General features: G+C 62.6%; 16 protein-coding genes. 6 read left to right on the forward strand and 10 right to left on the reverse strand.

Annotation, left to right across the window (positions count from 1 at the left end; translation table 11 throughout):
* Positions 1-39: 39 nt before the first annotated feature.
* The 4 genes from PspR32_RS26265 to PspR32_RS09170 form a co-directional block, all read right to left on the reverse strand.
* Positions 40-1,962 (reverse strand): PoNe immunity protein domain-containing protein, encoded by a 1,923-nt coding sequence (locus PspR32_RS26265; RefSeq protein ID WP_232531826.1) that lies wholly within the window; start codon positions 1,960-1,962, stop codon positions 40-42.
* A gap of 65 nt (positions 1,963-2,027) precedes the next feature.
* Positions 2,028-3,437 carry a GntR family transcriptional regulator MpaR gene (gene mapR / locus PspR32_RS09160; protein ID WP_010226541.1) on the reverse strand — a complete coding sequence of 470 codons (1,410 nt, stop codon included), beginning with the start codon at positions 3,435-3,437 and terminating at the stop codon, positions 2,028-2,030.
* Between the two features lie 41 nt (positions 3,438-3,478).
* Positions 3,479-4,891 carry a cytochrome c oxidase accessory protein CcoG gene (gene ccoG, locus PspR32_RS09165; RefSeq protein ID WP_010226540.1) on the reverse strand — a complete coding sequence of 471 codons (1,413 nt, stop codon included), beginning with the start codon at positions 4,889-4,891 and terminating at the stop codon, positions 3,479-3,481.
* A 121-nt stretch (positions 4,892-5,012) separates the two neighbouring features.
* The gene (locus PspR32_RS09170; protein WP_010226539.1) at positions 5,013-5,255 is read right to left on the reverse strand and encodes a DUF3203 family protein; all 243 of its coding nucleotides are present in this window, start codon (positions 5,253-5,255) and stop codon (positions 5,013-5,015) included.
* 142 nt (positions 5,256-5,397) lie between these two features.
* On the opposite strand from PspR32_RS09170, the gene PspR32_RS09175 reads away from it, so the two are divergent.
* On the forward strand, positions 5,398-5,919 hold the full coding sequence (locus PspR32_RS09175; protein ID WP_010226538.1) for an MgtC/SapB family protein: 522 nt from the start codon (positions 5,398-5,400) through the stop codon (positions 5,917-5,919).
* Between the two features lie 538 nt (positions 5,920-6,457).
* On the opposite strand, the gene PspR32_RS09180 is transcribed toward PspR32_RS09175, so the two are convergent.
* Both PspR32_RS09180 and PspR32_RS09185 read right to left on the reverse strand, forming a co-directional pair.
* Positions 6,458-7,357, reverse strand: a complete 900-nt coding sequence (locus tag PspR32_RS09180) for a hydroxymethylglutaryl-CoA lyase (protein ID WP_010226536.1) — start codon at positions 7,355-7,357, stop codon at positions 6,458-6,460.
* A gap of 19 nt (positions 7,358-7,376) precedes the next feature.
* The gene (locus tag PspR32_RS09185) at positions 7,377-7,778 is read right to left on the reverse strand and encodes a MerR family transcriptional regulator (RefSeq protein ID WP_010226535.1); all 402 of its coding nucleotides are present in this window, start codon (positions 7,776-7,778) and stop codon (positions 7,377-7,379) included.
* 311 nt (positions 7,779-8,089) lie between these two features.
* Between PspR32_RS09185 and PspR32_RS09190 the strand changes: the two genes are divergently transcribed.
* Positions 8,090-9,019 (forward strand): IS110 family transposase, encoded by a 930-nt coding sequence (locus tag PspR32_RS09190; protein ID WP_159387976.1) that lies wholly within the window; start codon positions 8,090-8,092, stop codon positions 9,017-9,019.
* A 32-nt stretch (positions 9,020-9,051) separates the two neighbouring features.
* On the opposite strand, the gene PspR32_RS09195 is transcribed toward PspR32_RS09190, so the two are convergent.
* Entirely contained in the window at positions 9,052-9,990 is a 939-nt protein-coding gene (locus PspR32_RS09195) for a LysR family transcriptional regulator (protein ID WP_159388339.1), read from the reverse strand.
* Between the two features lie 138 nt (positions 9,991-10,128).
* On the opposite strand from PspR32_RS09195, the gene PspR32_RS09200 reads away from it, so the two are divergent.
* Positions 10,129-11,358 (forward strand): acyl-CoA dehydrogenase, encoded by a 1,230-nt coding sequence (locus PspR32_RS09200; protein WP_010220430.1) that lies wholly within the window; start codon positions 10,129-10,131, stop codon positions 11,356-11,358.
* On the opposite strand, the gene PspR32_RS09205 is transcribed toward PspR32_RS09200, so the two are convergent.
* The 3 genes from PspR32_RS09205 to xthA form a co-directional block, all read right to left on the reverse strand.
* A complete protein-coding gene (locus PspR32_RS09205; protein ID WP_100783299.1) occupies positions 11,352-12,374 on the reverse strand; it encodes a TerC family protein in 1,023 nt (340 codons plus the stop codon). The two genes, PspR32_RS09200 and PspR32_RS09205, sit on opposite strands and share 7 nt — an antisense overlap.
* A 165-nt stretch (positions 12,375-12,539) precedes the next feature.
* A complete protein-coding gene (locus PspR32_RS09210) occupies positions 12,540-13,856 on the reverse strand; it encodes a substrate-binding domain-containing protein (protein ID WP_159388340.1) in 1,317 nt (438 codons plus the stop codon).
* Between the two features lie 197 nt (positions 13,857-14,053).
* A complete protein-coding gene (gene xthA, locus PspR32_RS09215) occupies positions 14,054-14,866 on the reverse strand; it encodes an exodeoxyribonuclease III (protein WP_010220427.1) in 813 nt (270 codons plus the stop codon).
* A 162-nt stretch (positions 14,867-15,028) separates the two neighbouring features.
* Between xthA and PspR32_RS09220 the strand changes: the two genes are divergently transcribed.
* The 3 genes from PspR32_RS09220 to PspR32_RS09230 all read left to right on the forward strand — a co-directional run bounded on the left by PspR32_RS09220 (position 15,029) and on the right by PspR32_RS09230 (position 21,159).
* Positions 15,029-15,679, forward strand: a complete 651-nt coding sequence (locus PspR32_RS09220; RefSeq protein WP_010220426.1) for a GNAT family N-acetyltransferase — start codon at positions 15,029-15,031, stop codon at positions 15,677-15,679.
* Positions 15,680-15,745: 66 nt separating this feature from the next.
* Positions 15,746-17,488 carry an autotransporter assembly complex protein TamA gene (locus tag PspR32_RS09225; RefSeq protein WP_010220425.1) on the forward strand — a complete coding sequence of 581 codons (1,743 nt, stop codon included), beginning with the start codon at positions 15,746-15,748 and terminating at the stop codon, positions 17,486-17,488.
* Positions 17,485-21,159, forward strand: a complete 3,675-nt coding sequence (locus PspR32_RS09230) for a translocation/assembly module TamB domain-containing protein (RefSeq protein WP_159388341.1) — start codon at positions 17,485-17,487, stop codon at positions 21,157-21,159. The genes PspR32_RS09225 and PspR32_RS09230 overlap by 4 nt, the downstream gene beginning before the upstream one ends.
* Positions 21,160-21,165 lie beyond the last annotated feature (6 nt).

The following is a 21,165-nucleotide window of genomic DNA, read 5'->3' on the forward strand; positions in this document are numbered from 1 at the left end:
CGCAGCACTCAACAACTGCGCGGCTGCAGGTCGGGCGGATCAATGGCCGTGGTAGCGAGCGCTGGCCCATTCCCACCAGAGGGCGTTCAGTTCGCAGTACGGTGCAATCCGCCCGGTGGTTTCGGCATACAGGTCGTCCCGGTCGAGTTTCGAGGGGATGAAACCCAGGCTGCGCAGGTCTCGGTCGATCAGCGCTGCACTGCTGTCCAGCGCCTTGATCGGCTGGCGTTGGTAGGGGCGCGGGTCTTCACCGTAATACACCTTGGCCGGGCCGAAGGGTACGCCCTCAAGGCGGATATGACCGAGGTTGTTCAAATGGCCTTCAGCAATGCTGCCGTCGGCGAAGATCACCTTGTAGGCCGCGCCGGGAACCCCGCCCAGCTTGCCGTCGTCCAGGCTCAGCTCCAGCCAGTTGCTGGTGGCCGCCGGGTTGATCTGCTCCCGGCTGAGTTTGCCGGCATCGGTGGCCGCCGGATGGGTACTGACCGTACCGTGCTCGCGCAGGCTGTCGACGCGCCGCGACTGCGGTTTGCTGGTTTGCGCCGGGATGCGCAGGCTGCTGCCCGAAGCCTCGGCAGAGCTATTACGTTGCACCGCAAGCCACGGCATCAGGCGTTCGTCGATGCGTTCGATCAGATCGTCCAGGTGTTCGCCGGCCTGCTCCAGGTCGCTCAGCACCAGCGCCTGGCGTTGCTCATCGAGTGCCAGGAAGGTCGCACTGGCACATACCGCCATGATGATCTGCGCAAGCTCTGCACGCAGCACCTCGGCATTCAGGCTTTCTTCAAGCAGGGCATCCGGGCTGGTCTTCAGTTTGCAGTTGAGCAGCACATGGCGCAGCAAATCGTAAAGCTGCTCGGCGTGTTTTTGCGGGTCGCGATTGACCAGGCGCAGCACCCGCTTGAGCCCGTGGCCGGGGCCGGGTACCCAGCCGAGCAGGGCCAGGGCCAGGTCGAAATAGGCGTCGTCCTGCTCCTGAGCGTCGCCAGCAAGGTTCAGGGCCAGGATCGCCTCGACCGTGTCATAGGTGTTAAGGGCCTGGGCCAGGTGCGGGATGTTGCCGGCATCGATGGCATCGGACAGGGTCACGCCGGCAGCCTTGATGTCGTAGGCGAAGTCATCGTCGCAGTCTTCGTCGATAACTTCTTCGTCCTCCTGCTGGTCTTCAGCGTCGCCCAGGCACTCCCAGCGTATGGCTTGGTAAACCGGCAGTTTGCGGGCGTGTTCGAGCAAGTCATGGGGGAAGATCACGTGCAGCAGTGCGCGGGTATCGATGCCGTAAAGCAGGGCCACGGCTGCGGCCTCGAACGACCAGTAGCCAACGTAGCCGCTTATATCGTCGCCATGGGTGTCGTACCAGCTGGCGTGCAGGAAGTGTTCGTACCATTGCTCGCAGTAGCCCTGCAGGCGGCTGGTCGCTTGCTCGGGGCTGGTGGCATAGATGGTTTGCACCAACGGCGTGGCGTAATCCTGGTACCACTCATCGACATCGTAACGGTCGGGCAGTACCCGGCTCAGCAGGTCTTCATAGAGGGTGTCTTGTTCGGCGTAGCCGCCGTTGTCCATCAGCGCGACGAAGCGTTCGAGCAGGTCGTGGCGGCCGAGCAGGATGCACAGGCTGATGACCTGCATGCATTCGTGATGCTCTTCGACATCGTCCAGATTCAGCGGGGCGACGTCTGGCGCCTCGGTGTAGACAGCCATCTTGTGTTGCAGCTGTTGGTACTCATCGATCAGCACCGCAAGCAAGGCAGGCAGGGTGTCGATAGAGACGCCAGCGGTGTAGCTGATCAGCACGTGGTCAAAGGCCCAGCCTTTCGTATGCCGGGCGCGGAACACTGCTTCCTGTTCATCGGAGTTGGCCTGCAGGCGATTGTCCTGCAAGAATGCCCGGGACTCCTGGTAGTTTTCCAGGAAGCGTTGGTAACGCTGCGGCGTAAGAAAATGCTGTCGCTTGTACATCTCATCCATCCCTGGGCGTTCGAGCGCGCAGGGTGCAGCAAGCGCGCTCGAAGTTCAACTGCCGCTCAGAACGAACGGACGATTTTTCCCAGGGTCTCCATGGCCTTTTCCGATTGCTCGGTCCAGGGGCTGCCATAGTTGAGGCGGATGCAGTTGCGAAAGCGCCGGGTCGGCGAAAAAATCGGCCCCGGGGCGATGCTGATGCCCTGGGCCAGGGCCATCTGGAACAGCTTGAGCGAGTCCATTTGCTCGGGCAGCTCCAGCCACAGGAAGTAACCGCCAGCTGGATGGCTGACCCGGGTCTGTGGCGGGAAATACCGGGCAATGGCCGCGAGCATCGCCGCCTGTTGTTCCTCCAGGGCGTAGCGCAGCCTGCGCAGGTGGCGGTCGTAGCCGCCGTGCTGCAGGTAGTCGGCAATCGCTGCCTGGGCCGGCATCGAGGCGCACAGCGAGGTCATCAGCTTCAGTCGTTCGATCTTCTGCGCATAACGCCCGGCGGCCACCCAGCCGATCCGGTAGCCGGGGGCCAGGCTCTTGGCGAACGAGCCGCAGTGCATCACCAGGCCGTCGGTGTCGAAGGCCTTGGCTGGTTTCGGTGCCTGCTGGGCGTAGTACAGCTCGGCGTAGACGTCGTCTTCGATCAACGGCACCTGATGCTCGCGCAAGAGCTCCACAAGCTGCTGTTTCTTCTCCTCCGGCATGCTTGCGCCTACCGGGTTCTGGAAGTTGGTCATGCACCACACGGCCTTGACCGGGTGCTTGGCCAGGGTCTGGGCCAGCACCCCGAGGTCGATGCCTTCGCGCGGGTGCACGGGGATTTCCACCGCCTTGAGCTTGAGCCGCTCGAGGATTTGCAGGCAGGCATAAAAAGCCGGTGCCTCGATGGCCACCAGGTCGCCCGGCTCGGTCACCGCCTGCAGGCACAGGTTCAGGGCCTCCAGTGCGCCGTTGGTGATCAGCAGTTCTTCCATGGGCAGCATCAGGCCGCCGACCATGTAGCGCAGGGCAATCTGCCGGCGCAGCTGCGGGTTGCCCGGCGACAGGTCGGTGACCACCATGCGCGGGTCCATCTCGCGGCTGGCGCTGGCCATGGAGCGGGCCAGGCGCGGCAGCGGGAACAGGTTGGGGCTGGGGAACGCCGAGCCGAAGGCCACGGTTTGCGGGTCCTTGATCGAGTCGAGAATCGAGAACACCAGCTCGCTGACATCCACCTCGGTGGACTCGCTGGCTTGCTCGATGATCTGCGGCTCGCTGAACTGACGCGGCGCGTGGGCGTTGACGAAGTAGCCCGAGCGCGGCCGCGCGCGGATCAGCCCGCGGCGCTCCAGCAGGTAATAGGCCTGGAACACCGTGGACGGGCTGACGCCGTGGGTCTGGCTGGCGTATCGCACCGACGGCACGCGCTGGCCGGGGCCCAGGACCCCGGAGCGAATCAGTTCGGCAATGTCGTCGGCGAATTTCTCGTAGCGTTTCATCATGGCTCGAAAGGTTTCGGATGCTCGGGCAGTGTATGGGATCAGCGGTTCAAAGGCGCGACAAAACGGCTGTGGGCGACGCTGCGGATGCCCGGTTCGTCGGTGTCGACCAGTTCGAAGCTGATGTCCTGGGAGCTGCTTTGCGGACGGTCGGCCAACATCGCCACCGACACCGGCAAGTCGCTCATTTCCCCGGCTGCCAGGCTGAACTCGGTCTTGCCGTGCAGTTCGAAGCCTTCGGCATCGAGCAGGCGCAGGCGATAGTGCTGGGCTTGCTGGGTCTTGTTGATGACCTTGAGGGTGTAGATGTTCTCGATTTGCCCGGCATTGTTCTCGCGGAACAGGCCACGGTCCTTGATCACGTCCATCGACACCATCGGCCGCTGCTGCAGGGCGATGACCAGGGCGCCAATCATTACCACCAGGGCGGTGACGTAACCGAGCAGGCGCGGCCGCAGCCAGTTGGTGGTCCCGCCTTGCAGGGTGTGTTCGGACTTGTAGCCGACCAGGCCGCGGGCGTAGCCCATCTTGTCCATGATCGAATCACAGGCATCGATACAGGCAGCGCAACCGATGCACTCCATCTGCAGGCCGTCACGGATGTCGATACCGGTCGGGCAGACCTGCACGCACATATGGCAATCGATGCAATCGCCCAGGCCTTTGGCCTTGTGGTCGACTTCCTTTTTGCGCGGGCCGCGGGACTCGCCACGGGCCGGGTCGTAGGCGACGGTCAGGGTGTCCTTGTCGAACATCACGCTCTGGAAACGCGCATACGGGCACATGTGCATGCACACCGCTTCACGCAGCCAGCCGGCGTTGATGTAGGTGGCGCCGGTGAAGAACAGAATCCAGAACAGGCTGACACCGCCCAGTTGCAGAGTGAACAGTTCCTCGGCCAGCGGGCGGATCGGGGTGAAATAGCCGACGAAGGTCAGCCCGGTGAGCAGGCTGATGCCCAGCCACAAGGTGTGCTTGGCCGAGCGCCGGGCCAGTTTGTTCAGGCTCCACGGCGCGGCATCCAGCTTGATGCGCTGGTTGCGTTCACCTTCGGTGACCTTTTCGCACCACATGAAGATCCAGGTCCAGGAACTCTGTGGGCAGGTATAGCCACACCAGACTCGGCCGGCGAACACGGTGATGGCAAACAGGCCGAAGGCGCAGATGATCAGCAAGGCCGAGAGCAGGATGAAATCCTGTGGCCAGAAAGTGGCGCCGAAAATGTGGAACTTGCTGTCGGCCAAGTCCCAAAGCACGGCCTGACGACCGTCCCAGTTCAACCAGACGGTGCCGAAGAACAGCAAAAACAGAAAACCCGCACCCGCCAGGCGCAGGTTACGAAACAAGCCGGTGAAACTACGGGTGTGGATCTGTCTGTCGCTGCTGGCAGGCTTCTTCTTGAAAGTGGAAGGCTCAGCAATTTCAACGATCTGGACGGGGATTCTATCGCTCATGGTTCGTCGCTCATCAGGCCTCGATCAGGCCAGAGCACTATGGCGCCCCATCTGTTTGCATAACAGGCTCAGCTATTTCGATAAAAACCGTATCAGATTTTCCGTAAAAAGCCTGCAGGCCTCAGATTATCGAGCCCTCCTCGGTGCTCTTGAGGTGCCTGCGACCATCCACCGCACCCGCTACAGTCAGGGCGTCGGCTTCTTGTTCAGTGATCGGTACGCGTTCGCCGTTGAGCTCGGCAACCGACATGCGCAGGGCTTCGTCGGTGACGATCCGCACCTGCGTGGCTTCGCCCTCGATGCGTGCGTTGTGATCGCCGATCAGGGTGCAGCGCTGGTTGGTCTGGTCAATTTCAATAGGCATGGCCGCTTCCTCGTTGCTGGGGTCCTATGTTTGGGACCGCGCGAGCGCACGGGATGCTGGCGGCAACCGATCAGCGGTCAGTGGCGCACTTGCAGGTGCGGCCGTTGTCCATCGAATAATCCCTCCTGCACGGACAAAGCCCATGGACGCCTGGTGGCATCAAGTCTGGATTACCCTGGTGGCGGAGTTTGCCGACATCACCGATGCCAAGCAGCTTACCCAGGTGACAGTGCGCCTGGTCATGGCCGCGCTGCTGGGTGCCATTCTCGGCTTTGAGCGCGAGCTCAAGGGCAAGGCCGCCGGGGTACGCACCCATATGCTGGTGGCCCTCGGCGCGGCGCTGTTCGTACTGGTGCCGCGCATGGCCGGGGCCGACGATGCGGCATTGAGCCGGGTGGTGCAGGGGATCGTCGCCGGGATCGGTTTTCTTGGCGCCGGGACCATTCTCAAGGGGCACGACCAGGACGTCAGCAATGTCAAAGGCCTGACCACCGCGGCGGGCCTGTGGATGACAGCGGCGATCGGCGTGGCAGCGGGCATGGGGCGTGAAGCTACGGCGGTGATCAGCACCGTGCTGGCCTTGCTGGTATTGGGGGTGATGCCGTTGGTGGTCAATCGCTTTGAGAAGGACGAGGACGAAAACGGTGAGGGCGGGAAGCACTGAGGGGAGCCTAAGCTCCCCTCAAAGATTGTTGCGTGCTCTCATTTTTGTTATTGGAGGGCGGCCTATTGTTGTTTTTGGTGACCGTTGCCTCTGCATCACTGGCGATCCCCATCCGGGATCAAGAGCAAACGTATTTTTTTGAGCGCTGATCTACCTTCATCATTGCTGATCCAACCGTGACCTGCGCTACCTTGGGGTAGTTTTATTGTTTTGTGTCCGGTTGCGGGGCAAGCCCCTGGAAAGCACATCCTCTCCAAAAAAATCTGTTAGCTGCGCCTCTGTCGTGTTGTTCTTGTTATGTCAGAGTCGTTTCGTCTTATTTTTATTGGGTATGTCGCACTTTTTATTGTTCTTGTACCTGAGATATAGCAGGTGCCGTGCCAACTTTTTAAAACCCAATAAAATCAATGGTTTGAAGGTTTTATCAAAAAACGGTCCCGGGAAATTCTGTCGATTTGTTTCCGTGTTACCCGGAATTTCCCTGAAAAGTGCGGGCGCGGTAACACCCAGGGGGTGATTGGGCTGTTACCGCCTGTGTTCAGCGTGCGTTCCGCGCGCGTGCCACCCGCGAACCGGTGGTACGGCCGAGTACCGCACTGATACGCAAGCCCGCGGCAATCAAGCGCTCCAGGTCGATACCGGTGTCGATGCCCAGGCCCTGGAGCATGTACAGCACGTCTTCGCTGGCAACGTTACCGCTGGCGCCTTTGGCATAGGGGCAGCCGCCGAGGCCCGCAACAGAGCTGTCGAACACGCTGATGCCTTCGAGCAGGCTGGCATAGACGTTGGCCAGGGCCTGGCCATAGGTGTCATGAAAGTGCCCGGCCAGTTGCTCGCGTGGCACCTGGGCGCCGACCACTTCGAACAGGCGCCGGGTGGCCCCGGGGGTACCGGTGCCGATGGTGTCGCCCAGCGACACTTCATAGCAGCCCATGTCGTGCAGCTCGCGGGCCACCGGGGCGACCTGCTCGGCGCTGATCGTGCCTTCATAGGGGCAACCCAGCACGCAGGACACATAACCGCGCACCCGCACCCCGTGTTGACGCGCCGCTGCCATGATCGGCGCGAAGCGCTGCAGGCTGTCGCTGATCGAGCAGTTGATGTTGCGCTGGGAAAACGCCTCGGACGCCGCCGCGAACACGGCCACCTCCTTGACCCCGGCTGCCAGCGCATCTTCGAAACCGCGCAGGTTCGGCGCCAGGGCTGCGTAGGTCACGCCACTGTGTTGCTGGATATTGGCGAACACCTCGGCGGAACCGGCCATCTGCGGCACCCACTTGGGCGAAACGAAGCTACCCACCTCGATGTAAGACAGGCCGGCGGCGCTCAGGTCATCGACCAGCCGGACCTTGTCGGCCACGCTGATGGGCTGGGCTTCGTTCTGCAGGCCGTCGCGCGGGCCGACTTCGACCAGGCGGACTTTTTCAGGCAATGACATGGGCAGGGTTCCTCAGGGCTCAATGGCTGTTTTTCTGGTTGTTCAGGGTCGCGGCCAGGGCTTGCTCGCAGCGTTCCTCGGCTGTATCCAGCTCCAGTTGCATCTGCTGGATGTCGAGCAGTTGCTGTTCGAGTTGGGCACGGCGTTCGGCGATCTTCGCCAGCATGCTGTGCAACTGCTTCAGGTTGCCGCTGGAAGGGTCATAGAGCTCGATCAGCTCACGGCATTCGGCCAGGGAAAAGCCAATGCGCTTGCCGCGCAGAATCAGCTTCAGGCTGACCTTGTCGCGGGCCGAGTAGACCCGTTCCAGGCCTCGGCGTTCCGGGCTGAGCAGGCCCTGTTCTTCATAGAAGCGGATCGCCCGGGTGGTAATGTCCAGCTCGCGGGACAGGTCGGAAATGCTGTAGGTCTGGCTGCTCATTGCTTGGCTCGGTAAAAGGGCATGGAGCTAAGCTAATTGCAGGTTGACGTATACGTCAAGCAGGGATTGGCAGGGCTATGCCCTGCATCGCCGGCAACGCCGGCTTGTGTCTTGAGGTAGGAATAGAATCAGAAGTGAGAGCGGTGAATGGCAAGCTGCACGCCGGTAGTGCTCAAAGCACGTGTGGGAGCAAAGCTGCCATTCACCTCTCCACTCTGGCCCGAGCCCGAACAGTTGATTGAGCGCCTCTCGAATCACAAGCGTGGGCCAAGCCAGAGCGCTCTCACAACTGAGTGTAAGAGGGTTCAGCCATGTTGTCTTCTGTTGGAATCGACACTGCCAAAGCCACTTTGGAAATCTGCATCAAACCTCAAAAAATCCGCTTCGAAGTGGCCAACAACTCCGCAGGCTTCGAGGCGTTGCTTGAGCGTCTGAAGGACTTCAAGATCAGTCGAGTGCTGATCGAAGCGACAGGCGGCTACGAGAAAGATGTGTTGATCGCCCTGGCCTCAGCAGGACTGGAAACCATCTGCATCAACCCAGCCCGTGCCCGAAAATTCGCCGATGCCATGGGTAAAAAAGCCAAAACCGACAAGATCGACGCCGAAGTCCTTGCGGACTTCGCTGCACACCTCAGCGCCCCTCAAGGCCAACCGGTCAGCCCTGAACGCGAAGAGCTGCGAGAGCTGGTGAAGCAGCGCGCCCAATTTGTGCAGAGCCGTGATGACGACAAGCGGCGTCGCCAGCAATGTCGCTCGGCAACAGTGATGGCCCACTTCGATGAGCATATAGAGCAGCTGAAAGTGCTGATCAAACGCCTCGACGAAGAAATTGATCAGGCGATGGTGCAACTGGACGATACCAGGGCGCGTCAGTTATTGGCAGTGACCGGAATCGGTCGGGTAACCGCCGCAAATCTGCTCGCCTCACTGCCTGAACTGGGACAGTTGGACCGCCGTCAGATCGCCGCGCTGGTGGGCGTAGCGCCTTACAACAACGATAGCGGTAGCCATCGAGGGCACCGCCAGATATGGGGTGGTCGGGCCCATGTAAGGCGAGTGCTGTACATGTCGAGCTGGATCATCATCCGTCACAACACAGAATTTAAAGCACGCTACGAAGCACTTCGGGAGCGTGGGAAGTGCGCCAAGGTAGCCCTCGTAGCCTGTATGCGGGTGCTGATCGTCAGGCTGAATGCAATGCTGCGGGACAATACCCCTTGGCGAGTGCAAACAGCCTGATCAAGACAGTTGCTCCCACAATGGCTCTGTGTTCACTGCAACGGCACCTCAGCCTTGGCCGCCCGCTCATCCTGCGCCACCACGCCCTGGCACAGCTCGATGATCTGTTCGCGCATCCAGCGGTTGGCCGGGTCCTGGTCGGTGCTTTCGTGCCAATACAGATGGGTTTCCAGTGGCGGTACATCCACCGGCAGGCTGACATGGTTGAGCTGGTGGCGACGGGCGAAACGCTCCGGAACGGTCATGACCATGTCGGTCTGCTGCAGCACCTGGGAAGCCATCAGGTAATGCTGGGAGCGCAGGGCAATCTTGCGCTGCACGCCCATCTTGCCCAGGGCTAGGTCGACATAACCCAGGCCGTTGCGCCGGCTGGAGATATGAATGTGGGTCATGCCCAGGTAGTTGTCCAGGCTGAGCGGGTCCTTGAACAGCGGATGGCCCTGGCGCATGGCGCAGACGTAACGGTCCTGCATCAGTTTGACGTGGCGCACCTGCGGGTCGGTGTTGAGCGGCGCATCGACGGCAAAGTCCAGGCGCCCGGCGGCCAGTTCCTTGGTGGTTTCCCGGCGCTTGCACAAAAAGCTTTCGATCGCCACCGCCGGCGCCAGGCGGCGCAGGCGCTGGAACAGCAGCGGCAAGATCACCGCCTCGGTGAGGTCGGTCATGCTGATGCGAAAGGTCTTGTTGGCCTGCAGCGGGTTGAAGATGCGGCTCTCCTGCACCGACACGCGCAGCAGCGAGAGGGCATTGCGCACCGGGCCGATGATGTTTTGCGCCATCGGCGTGGGCACCATGCCCTGGGCGGTGCGCACGAACAGCGGGTCATTGAAGGTTTCGCGCAGGCGCGCCAGGGCGTTGGACACCGCCGGCTGGGTAATGCCGACGATCTGCCCGGCCCGGGTCAGGTTGGCTTCGGTGTAGATGGCATCGAAGACGATGAACAGATTCAGGTCGACCTTGCTCAGGTTCATGGGCGCTGCTCTTATTGGTGTTATCCGTGGATCATATATCGGTTATGAATGTTTATACACGCTGAGAATAGACTAGGTGGATTTTGCCTGCTGATCTAGGATCGATATCAGATCCCTTTTCCACTGAAGGTACTGCCCATGGATTTCGCCTATTCACCCAAGGTCCAGGCGCTGCGTGAACGTGTCACGGCGTTCATGGAGGCCTATGTCTATCCCGCCGAAGCGGTGTTCGAGCGCCAGGTTGCCGAAGGCGATCGCTGGCAGCCGACGGCGATCATGGAAGAGCTCAAGGCCAAGGCCAAGGCCGAGGGCTTGTGGAACCTGTTTCTGCCCGAGTCGGAGCTGGGCGCGGGCCTGACCAACCTCGAGTATGCCCCCCTGGCGGAAATCATGGGCCGCTCGCTGCTCGGCCCCGAGCCGTTCAACTGCTCGGCGCCGGACACCGGCAACATGGAAGTGCTGGTGCGTTACGCCAATGAAGCACAGAAGCGCCAATGGCTTGAGCCGCTGCTGCGTGGTGATATCCGCTCGGCGTTCGCCATGACCGAACCCGATGTGGCTTCGTCCGATGCTACCAATATGGCCGCCCGCGCCGTGCGCGACGGTGACGAGTGGGTGATCAATGGTCGTAAGTGGTGGACTTCCGGGGCCTGCGATCCGCGCTGCAAGATCATGATCTTCATGGGCCTGAGCAACCCGGAAGGCCCGCGTCACCAGCAGCATTCGATGATCCTGGTGCCCACCGACACTCCCGGGGTGAAGATCGTGCGCCCGCTGCCGGTGTTCGGCTACGACGACGCGCCCCATGGCCATGCCGAAGTGCTGTTCGAGAACGTGCGCGTGCCTTACGAGAACGTGCTGCTCGGCGAGGGCCGCGGTTTCGAGATCGCCCAGGGGCGCCTTGGCCCGGGGCGCATCCACCACTGCATGCGCTCGATCGGCATGGCGGAACGTGCCCTGGAACTGATGTGCAAGCGCTCGGTGGAACGTACCGCCTTCGGCCGGCCGTTGGCGCGCCTGGGTGGCAACGTCGACAAGATTGCCGACTCGCGGATGGAAATCGACATGGCCCGGCTGCTGACCCTCAAGGCCGCGTACATGATGGACACCGTCGGCAACAAGGTCGCCCGCAGCGAAATCGCCCAGATCAAGGTGGTGGCACCGAACGTGGCCCTCAAGGTCATCGACCGGGCAATCCAGATCCATGGCGGCGCCGGCGTCTCGGCTGATTTCCCACTGGCCTACATGTACGCCATGCAGCGCACCCTGCGCCTGGCCGACGGCCCGGACGAAGTGCACCGCGCGGCGATCGGCAAGTACGAGATCGGCAAGTACGTGCCCAGGGAACTGCTCCGTAGCGGTCACTGATGCTTGCCGCGCAAGCCCGTCTCTTTTCCTGGGGCGGGCTTGCCCCGCGAACGGGTCGAGTACAGTGAACACAACACCCCAGCGCTAAGCAGGGCAATGGTCACCCCCAGCGACAGCATCGGCGGCACGGCACCGATCAGGCCGTGGTAGAAAATCTTGCTGCCGATGAACACCAGCACCAGCGCCAAGGCGTACTTGAGGTAAATAAAGCGGTGCATCAGCGCCGCCAGGGCAAAGTACAGCGCCCGCAACCCGAGAATGGCGAAGATGTTCGAGGTGTAGACAATGAACGGGTCCTGGGTGATGGCAAAGATTGCCGGCACGCTGTCGACGGCGAACACCAGGTCGGCCAGCTCGATCAGTACCAGGGCCAGGAACAGCGGCGTGGCATAGCGCAGCGCCTTGCTCTGCCCGGCCGGGGTGATGTGCACGAAAAAACGCGGGCCGTGCAGCTCGTCGGTGACCCGCAGGTGTCGGCGGACGAATTTGAGCACCGGATTGTTCGCCAGGTCCGGGTGGGGTTCTGTGCCGGAGAACAGCATTTTCACTCCCGTGCACAGCAGGAAGGCACCGAACACATAGAGGATCCAGTCGAACTCCTGCACCAGCGCACTGCCCAGGCCAATCATGATCGCCCGCAGCACCACTACCCCGAGAATGCCCCAGAACAGCACCCGGTGCTGGTAGCGGCGGGGGATGGCGAAGAAGCTGAAGATCATTGCCATGACGAACACGTTGTCCATCGACAACGACTGCTCGATGAGAAAGCCGGTATAGAATTCCAGGGCCTTCTGCGCGCCCAGCTCGAACCACAGCCATACGCCGAACAGCACGCCAACGCTGAAGTAGCCGGCATACAGCAGCAGGCTTTCGCGCATTTCGATTTCGTGCAATTTGCGGTGCAGTACGCCCAGGTCCAGCACCAGCAGGGTCAGGACGATGCCGAGAAAGGCCAGCCAGAACCACAGGCTGGTGCCGAGGAAGTCGTTATCGAGAAATACCTGTAGAGCTGCCATGAGCCCCTCCTTGATGTCGACGTTGCTGAGCAACAGTGACTCCGACATGGCGGCTTGGCAGCCGTCAGAGGGGCCCGGCGTCACTAAGGACAAGCCTAGCCCCGGGGAGGGTGAGCGCCCAATCGAGCCTGTAACAATTGTTTGCCCAGGCCAGCCTTCGGCAGCTCAGTGGACCCACACCTCGACGCGGCGATTGCGGATCCGCCCTTGTTCGGCGGTGTTGGCCGCCACCGGCAGTTCATCGCCCAGGCCGATGATCTCGCGCAGTTCAACGCCGCTGCGGGCCAGTTCCCGACGCACCGCCATGGCTCGCAGCCGCGAGAGCAGGGCGGCGCGCTGCGGGTCATCCTTGGCATCGCCAAACCCCACCAGCACCACCTTGTTGGCCAGCTTGTGCTGCGCCTGCAGGTACTGGACCACCCGTTGCACATCGCGCAGGGCCTTGTTGTCGAGGCTGGCGTTGCCCTCCTGGAAGCGAAAATTCACCGACAGGCGCCGGGCATCGCTGGCCAGGTCAAGGTAGCGGCGGGGCATCTCCTTGCGTGGCTGTACCTTGATGCTCTGCACCTGCTGGCCGACGAAGCCGTTATGGGTAACGATGGCCTGGCCCTGGGCGCTTTGGGCGAACTCGACCAGGGCGCGGGCCAGTGGATTGGCCTGACCGGGCGGCAGATAAAAGAACAACCGTCGCGACAGCGGATAGTCTTCGCTGGCCACCAGGGCCGGTGTCGGCAGCATGGCCTGGGACGCACCGTCGGCAATCGCCACGACCTTGGCGCCATGCACCGTGGCCAGGCTGCTGAAGCCGATGGCCTGGCGATCGCCGAGCACCTGGCTGGCCAGTTGCTCGGCCGATTCGAAGCGCCGGGCAGTGTCGGCCAGGGGGTGTTGTGCCGGGTCGAGCACCAGGGCCTTGAAGGTTTCGAAGGTCCCGGAGCGGTCATCGCGGGCGTACAGGTTGATGGGGCCGCTGCCGATACCCAATTGCTCCCAATTGCGGATTTGCCCGGAAAAAACCTGTGCCAGCTGGACAGTGGTCAGCTGCGGCAACGGGTTGTCGGGGTGGACGATCACCGCGACACCATCCAGGGCAATGACCTGCTCGGCGGCGGCACTGTTGAGGTCACCCAGGGCTTGCAGCTCGCTCAGCTCAACCGGCTTGATCGGACGGGAGGAGGCAGCCAGTTCCGCCTGGCCGGACTTGAGTGCGGTAAAACCGGTACTGGATCCGTGGGCGGCGATATCGATGCGCAAGGCCTGGCCGTTACTGTCTCGGGCACGGACCTGGCGTTCGTTGGCGGCGTCGCCACTGACGATGCTGATGGCACTGGCGCCTTGTTGCTCGAGCAAGCCTGTGACCAGCGCCGGTGCCAACGCGGCACCGATGGTGTTGGAGCCCTGGATACGCAATTGCGCCTGCGGGGCAGCGGCGCCAATCAGCGGGAACAGGCAAAGCACAAGCAGGGAGAGGTGGCGCAACATGCCGTCTGGCACTCATGGGCAAAGGGTGTGCCGGGAGATTAAGACGGAAGGGTGACCAAAAGATGACAGCGTTTTTGCCAGCCTGCGCCAATCCTGTGGGAGCCGGCTTGCCGGCGTTGCTTTTCCACGGCCGATACCGTGCTTGGCCAGCCGGGTCTCATCGCTGGCAAGCTGCTCCCACAGGGGCTGCGTCTGAACTAGCCCAGCTCAAGCCAGATCGGCGCGTGGTCCGAAGGTTTTTCCATCCCGCGCAGGTCATAGTCGACCCCGGCATCCTTGATCCGTGGCAGCAGCCCCTGGGAGGCCATGATCAGGTCGATGCGCAGGCCGCGTTTGGGCTCGTCTTCAAAGCCGCGGCTGCGGTAGTCGAACCAGCTGAAACGGTCAGCCACTTCCGGGTGCAGGTGGCGGAAGCTGTCGACCAGGCCCCAGCTCTTCAGACGCGCCATCCACTCGCGCTCTTCCGGCAGGAAGCTGCACTTGCCGGTCTTCAGCCAGCGCTTGGCGTTGTCGGCGCCGATGCCAATGTCGCAGTCTTCCGGCGAAATGTTCACATCCCCCATCACCAGCAACGGCTGGTCGTTCTGGAACTGGGTCTCGAGCAGTGTCTGCAGGTCGCTGTAAAAGCGCTGCTTGGCCGGGAACTTGGTTGGGTGGTCGCGGCTCTCGCCCTGGGGAAAGTAGCCGTTCATGATGGTGATCGGGGTGCCATCGGCATCAGCGAAGGTGCCCCAGATGAAGCGTCGCTGGGCTTCTTCTTCATCGGTGCTGAAGCCCTTGTGCAGGCTCAGTGGCGCCTGGCGCGAGAGCAGGGCGACGCCGTAGTGGCCCTTCTGGCCATGAAAGTGCACGTGGTAGCCCAGAGCCTGGACCTCAGCGAGCGGGAACTGCTCGTCGCTGACTTTGGTTTCCTGCAGGCCGATGACGTCGGGCTGGTGCTTTTCGATCAACGCCGCCAACTGGTGGGGCCGGGCACGCAGGCCATTGATGTTGAACGAGACGATCTTCATGGGCAGCACAATCCTGGTAAAACCCAGGATCCTAGCCGACATCGGCGACGTCGGCCAGCATGGCGATCCACTCGAGAGGTTGCTAACCTGTGGCACGAGGTGAACGTTGGCACCCCGCACACCTCAAAGGCAATGAATGCCCATTTCCGGAGGTTTGCCAGCATGCCCGAATCGACTGCCGCACCGGCTGAAGTCCGTCTGCTCGATGGCGGCTACAGCCGCGAGGCGCGCTCCCTGTTGTATCACGCCTATCGCCACGAACCGACCTTTGCCTTTCTGTTCGAGGCCCAGCGTCCCGGGTTCGACCAGCGTATTCGCGCCACCGTGCGCGAGCGGGTCAAGCAGCATTTTCTCCAGGATTTACCCGCCATTGGCCTGCTGGTTGAAGACCGCTTGATCGGCATCGCCCTGATTGCCCCGCCGCAGCGGCGCCTGGGCATCACCGAAAGCTGGGCCTGGCGCATGCGCATGGTGCTCAGCACCGGGTTTCGCTGTACCCGCCGCTACCTGGATTACCAGGCTGCGCTGGCGGCCTGTCTGCCCAGTGACGCGGTGCATGTACTGCCGCTGCTGGGGATCCACCCGCAGTTTCAGGGCAAGCACTACGGCGAACAGTTGTTACAGGCTGTGCACGACTGGTGTGCCGTGGATGAGCATTCCCAAGGCGTGGTGCTGGACACCGGCAACGAGCACTACCTGGCGTTTTACCAGCGTCAGGGCTACCAGGAAATTGGCGAGATCGCTGTAGGCCCGGTCCGCGAACACGTGTTCTTTCACCCCAATCCGCAGTCGTCACAGCAGGTATCGGCCTGAATTGCGTAGCAGTGAGGAAAACCTCGGGCTCCATGCTGCCGCCAAGCTCTGGTAGCATCCGCGCCTATGACGTATTCAGGACGATTTACCTGCGGTTTGATTCTATGGGTTGCCAGCATCGGCGCGTATGCGCAAAGCGAGCTGGTTGTCCGGGTCAAACCTGCCAATAACGAACTCAAGGCCAATGTCGAAGGCTATATCGGCAGCCTTGGTAAACGCGATGAAGAGGCGCTGCTGCGCTTCAGTCGCGGCGCAGTCGAGCAGGCACGCAAGGCCTCCCAGGCCCTGGGCTATTACCAGGCGCAGATCGACAGCGAGGTCAAACCGCCGGCCAAGGCCGACAAGGGCCCGCAGCTGGTATTGACGATCGACCCAGGCGAGCCGGTGCACTTGCGTGATGTGACCATTCGCATCGATGGCCCGGCCAGTGAACTCAAGGCCTTCCGCATTCCCGACAGCAAGGCGTTGCGCTCAGGCGCGGTGCTCAACCATGGCCACTACGAAGACGCCAAGCGCCTGATCCAGAACCAGGCCTCGCGCTACGGGTTTTTCAGTGGCCGCTTCGTCCGCCAGCGCCTGGCGGTCGACCCCCAGGCTGGCGTTGCCGATATCGAGCTGATCTACGACAGTGGTCCGCGCTACCGCCTGGGCAAGGTCAGCTTTGCTGGCGATACGCCGCTCGATGAAGACCTGCTGCACCGCATGGTGCCGTTCAAGGCTGACACGCCCTACGATTCCGAGCTGATCGCCGAGCTCAACAATGCCCTGCAGTCGAGCGGCTACTTCGAAGGCGTACGGGTCGATGCCGCGCCCACTGCCGCTATCGAGCAGAGCATCCCGGTGGCCGTTCAGCTCGACACCCGCAAACCGCGGACCATGGGCCTGGGCCTGGGTTTTTCGACCGACGTCGGGCCGCGCGGCAAGGCCAACTGGACTCGCCACTGGGTCAACCCGCAAGGTCACAGCTACGGCTGGGAAACCGAACTGTCGGCGCCACGGCAGAACGTCGGCCTGTGGTACGACATCCCGCTCGACCCGCCGCTGACCGACAAACTGCGTTTTGCCGGTGGTTACCAGAACGAAGAAATCGCCGGCACCGATACCTTGAGCAAGCTGCTCACGGTCGGCCCGGAATGGCACAGCAAGCTGCCCAGCGGCTGGCAGCGGGTCATTTCGCTCAAGTACCAGCGCGAAGAGTACAAGCTCGGTGACGATTCGGGCCTGAGCAACCTGCTGATGCCCGGCATCAGCTATTCCTACCTGCGCAGCGATAATCGCATCGACCCGCACAATGGCTATCGCCTGCAGTTCGATGTGCAGGCGGCCAAGCAGGGACTGGTCTCCGACACCAACCTGCTGCATGCCAATGTGCTGCTCAAGGGCCTGACCACCCTGGGCCAGAATCATCGCTTTCTCGGCCGTGTGCAGTTCGGCGGCAGCGCCACCAACAGCTACAAGAATTCGGTTCCGCCCTCGTTGCGCTTCTTTGCCGGTGGCGACCAGAGCGTGCGAGGCTACGACTACCAGACCCTGTCACCGAAAAACTCCGACGGCGATCGTATTGGCGGCCGTTACCTGGTGGCCGGCAGTGCCGAGTACCAGTATTCGGTTGCAGAAAAGTGGCGGGTGGCGACCTTCATCGACCAGGGCAATTCATTCAATAATCTGGAACTGCCCAGCCTCAAGACCGGTGTCGGTATCGGTGTGCGCTGGGTGTCTCCGGTCGGGCCGCTGCGTCTGGATCTGGCCCGCGCGCTGGATGACGACGGCGGTTTGCGTCTGCACTTCTCCATGGGGCCGGAACTGTGAGTCGCGTTATCAAATTCATCGTTCTTGGCCTGCTGGCCTTGCTCATGCTGGTGGTGCTGGGTGTGGGCCTGGTGCTTGGTACCCAGGCCGGCAGCCGCTGGGCCTTGGAGCAGGTGCCGGGGCTGCAGCTGGATAACTTCCAGGGGCGTCTGGCCGGGCAGTGGCAGGCCGAGCGCTTGCTGTGGGCACAAGGCGGCGATCGGGTCGAGTTGGTGGCGCCGGTACTGGCCTGGTCGCCGGCCTGCCTGCTGCGCATGACCCTGTGCATCGAACAGTTGCAAGCCGATCAGGTCAACCTGGCCTTCGCACCCGGCGAGCCGAAGCCTGATAGCGGGCCGTTGCAACTGCCGGCACTCAAGCTACCCGTGGCCATCGAGTTGGGCCAGGTGCGTATCGGCCATCTGCGCCTGGACGGCAATGAACAGCTCAGCCAATTGCAACTGGCCGCGCATTGGACCTCGGGCGGGCTGCAGATCGACAGCCTGCAACTGCAGCGCGATGAGCTCAAGCTGAACCTGCAGGGGTTGCTCAAGCCCGAAGCCGATTGGCCGTTGCAGGCCAAGGGGCAACTGCAGTTGCCGAGTGTCGACGGACAGCCCTGGCAACTGGCATTGCAGGTGGACGGCGACCTGCAGAAAACCCTCAGGCTCAAGGCTGACAGCAGCGGTTACCTGCACGCGCGCCTGTCCGGCGAGCTGCAAGCCCTGGCCGACAACCTGCCGGCGCACCTGCAGATCAGCAGCGAGGCCTTCAAACCCTCGGCCGAGCTGCCTGACACCCTGCAACTGAACACGCTGCAACTGAGCGCCAAGGGTAACCTGCAAAGCGGCTATCAGTTGCTGGGTTCAGCCAGCCTGCCCGCCGAGCAGGGGCCGGTGGCGCTCAATCTGCAAGGCCGGGTCGATGCCAAAGGTGCCGAGCTCAGCACCCTGGACCTCAGCGCCAGCGCCGAGCAGGCGCTCAAGCTCAAGGCCAAGGCCGACTGGCAGCAAGGCCTGAGTGCTGAAGCCAGCATCGACTGGCTGGATTTCCCCTGGTTGCGCCTGTATCCGCTGGAGCAAACGCCCGACGTTACCCTGCGCCGCTTCAACGGCCAGGTGCAGTACCGTGATGGCAACTACCAGGGCGAGTTCAAAGGTGACCTGGACGGCCCGGCCGGCGCCTTCAGCCTGAGCAGCCCGTTCAAGGGCGACCTCAAGCAGGTCAGCTTGCCGCAATTGTTGCTCAGTGCCGGCCAGGGCAAGGCCGCCGGCAGTGTCGGCGTGCAGTTTGCCGATGGCCTGGCCTGGGATGCGGCGCTGGAGCTGTCGGCGCTGAACCCGGCGTACTGGCTGGCCGAATTGCCCGGCACCCTGGCGGGCCCGTTGCGCAGCAAGGGTGAAATGAAAAACGGCGAGTTGCGCCTGGATGCCGACCTTGACCTCAAGGGCCGCCTGCGCGGCCAGCCCGCCGTACTCAAGGCGGTGGCACAAGGGGCAGGGCAGCAATGGACCCTGGGCACCCTGGACATCCGCCTGGGCGACAACCAGATCAATGGCAGCGGCAGCCTGCAACAGCGTCTGGCCGGGCAGATCGATCTCAACCTGCCGCGCCTGGGCCAACTCTGGCCGCAGTTGCAAGGCCAGGTCAAAGGGCGGCTGGAGGTTACCGGAACCTTGCAGGCGCCCCAGGGCAGCTTCGTTCTGCAGGGCCAGCAATTGGCCCAGGCCGACAACCGTGTACAGCGCCTGAGCCTGGATGCGCGTCTGGACAACGCGCAACGCACGCTTATCGACCTGCAGGCCGGCGGCATTCGCCTGGGTGACACCCCCCTTGGCATGCTCACCGCCAAGGGGGCAGGTGACATTCGCCAGCAAAAGCTGCAACTGGCCCTGGACGGGCCGCAGCTCAAGCTGGACCTGGGCCTGGACGGGCAACTGGACAAGGGCAACTGGCGCGGTCGCCTGGCCAGTGGTGAAATCCAGGCCGGCGGCCAGGACTGGCGCCTGCAGGCACCGGCGAAACTGCAGCGCCTGGCCAGTGGGCAAGTGGATTTCAGCGCCCATTGCTGGCGTTCCGGCCAGGCCAGCCTGTGTGGCGAAGATCAGCGTCTGGCGCCCGAGCCGCGCCTGCGCTACCACCTCAAGCAGTTCCCGTTGCAAAGCCTGGCGCAGTGGCTGCCCAAGGACTTTGCCTGGCAGGGCCTGCTCAATGCCGACATCAACCTCGATGTTCCGGCCAGCGGGCCCAAGGGCACTGTCCTCATCGATGCCAGCGGCGGTACCCTGCGGGTGCGCGAAAAGGACCGCTGGCTGGACTTCCCCTACCAGACCCTGCGCCTGCAAAGCACCCTGGGCCCGCGACGCATCGACACCCGTCTGGATTTCCTGGGCGACAAGCTCGGCGAGCTGGCGGTCAATACCCGGCTTGATCCGCTGGCCAAAAACAAACCCCTGAGCGGTGACTTCCGCCTCAGTGGCCTGGACCTGGCCATTGGCCGCCCGTTCGCGCCGATGGTCGAACGCTTGAATGGCCAGCTCAACGGCAGCGGGCGCCTGTCCGGCACTTTGCTGGCGCCCCAGGTCAATGGCAGCCTGAACCTTGCGCGTGGCGAAATCAGCGGCTCGGAGCTGCCGATCAGCCTTGAGGATCTGCAATTGCAGGCACTGATCGCTGGCGAACAGGTCCAGCTCAACGGCCGCTGGAAAAGCGGTGATGCTGGCCAGGGCAGCCTGAACGGGCAGATTGGCTGGGGCCAGGCACTGACTGTCAACCTGGCGCTGCAGGGCCAGCAGCTGCCGGTCAATGTTGAGCCCTATGCGGCACTGGAAGTCGCTCCGGACCTGAAAATCAGCCTGATTGACGACAAGCTCGCGGTGACCGGCAAGGTGCGGGTACCCAAGGGCAAAATCACCGTGCGTGAGTTACCGCCGTCCACGGTCAAGGTTTCCGACGATACGGTGATCCTTGGTCATCAGACCGAGGAGGGCAAACCGCCGATGGCCATGGCCATGGATATCGACGTCCAGGTCGGTCAGGAAAAACTCTCGTTCAGCGGCTTCGGCCTGACCGCCAACCTGCTGGGGCACGTGCACATCGGTGACAACCTCGATACCCGCGGCGAACTGAGCCTGGCCGACGGCCGCTACCGCGCCTATGGCCAACGCCTGACCATCCGCCGCGCGCGCTTGCTGTTTGCCGGCCCCATCGACCAGCCTTACCTGGACATCGAGGCCATTCGCAAGACCGATGATGTGATTGCCGGTATCCGCTTGAGCGGCAGTGCCGAACAGCCCACCACCCAGGTGTTCTCGGAGCCGGCCATGAGCCAGGAGCAGGCGTTGTCCTACCTGGTGCTCGGGCGGCCATTGGGTACTACCGGGGAAGACAACAACATGCTCGCTGAAGCCGCGCTCGGCCTGGGCCTGGCAGGCAGCGCCGGGATCACCGGCAGCCTGGCCTCGAGCCTGGGTATCGATGACTTCCAGCTCGACACCCAGGGCAGCGGCAATAGCACTGCGGTAGTCGCCAGCGGTAACCTGACCGAGCGTTTGAGCCTGCGTTACGGCGTTGGGGTGTTCGAGCCGGCCAACACCATTGCCCTGCGTTACAAGCTCAGCAAGAAAGTCTACCTGGAGGCGGCCAGTGGTCTGGCCAGCTCCCTGGATATCTTCTACAAGCGCGACTTCTAGAGGCCA

Origin of the sequence: Pseudomonas sp. R32, assembly GCF_009866705.1 — a bacterium.
Lineage (GTDB): Bacteria > Pseudomonadota > Gammaproteobacteria > Pseudomonadales > Pseudomonadaceae > Aquipseudomonas > Aquipseudomonas donghuensis.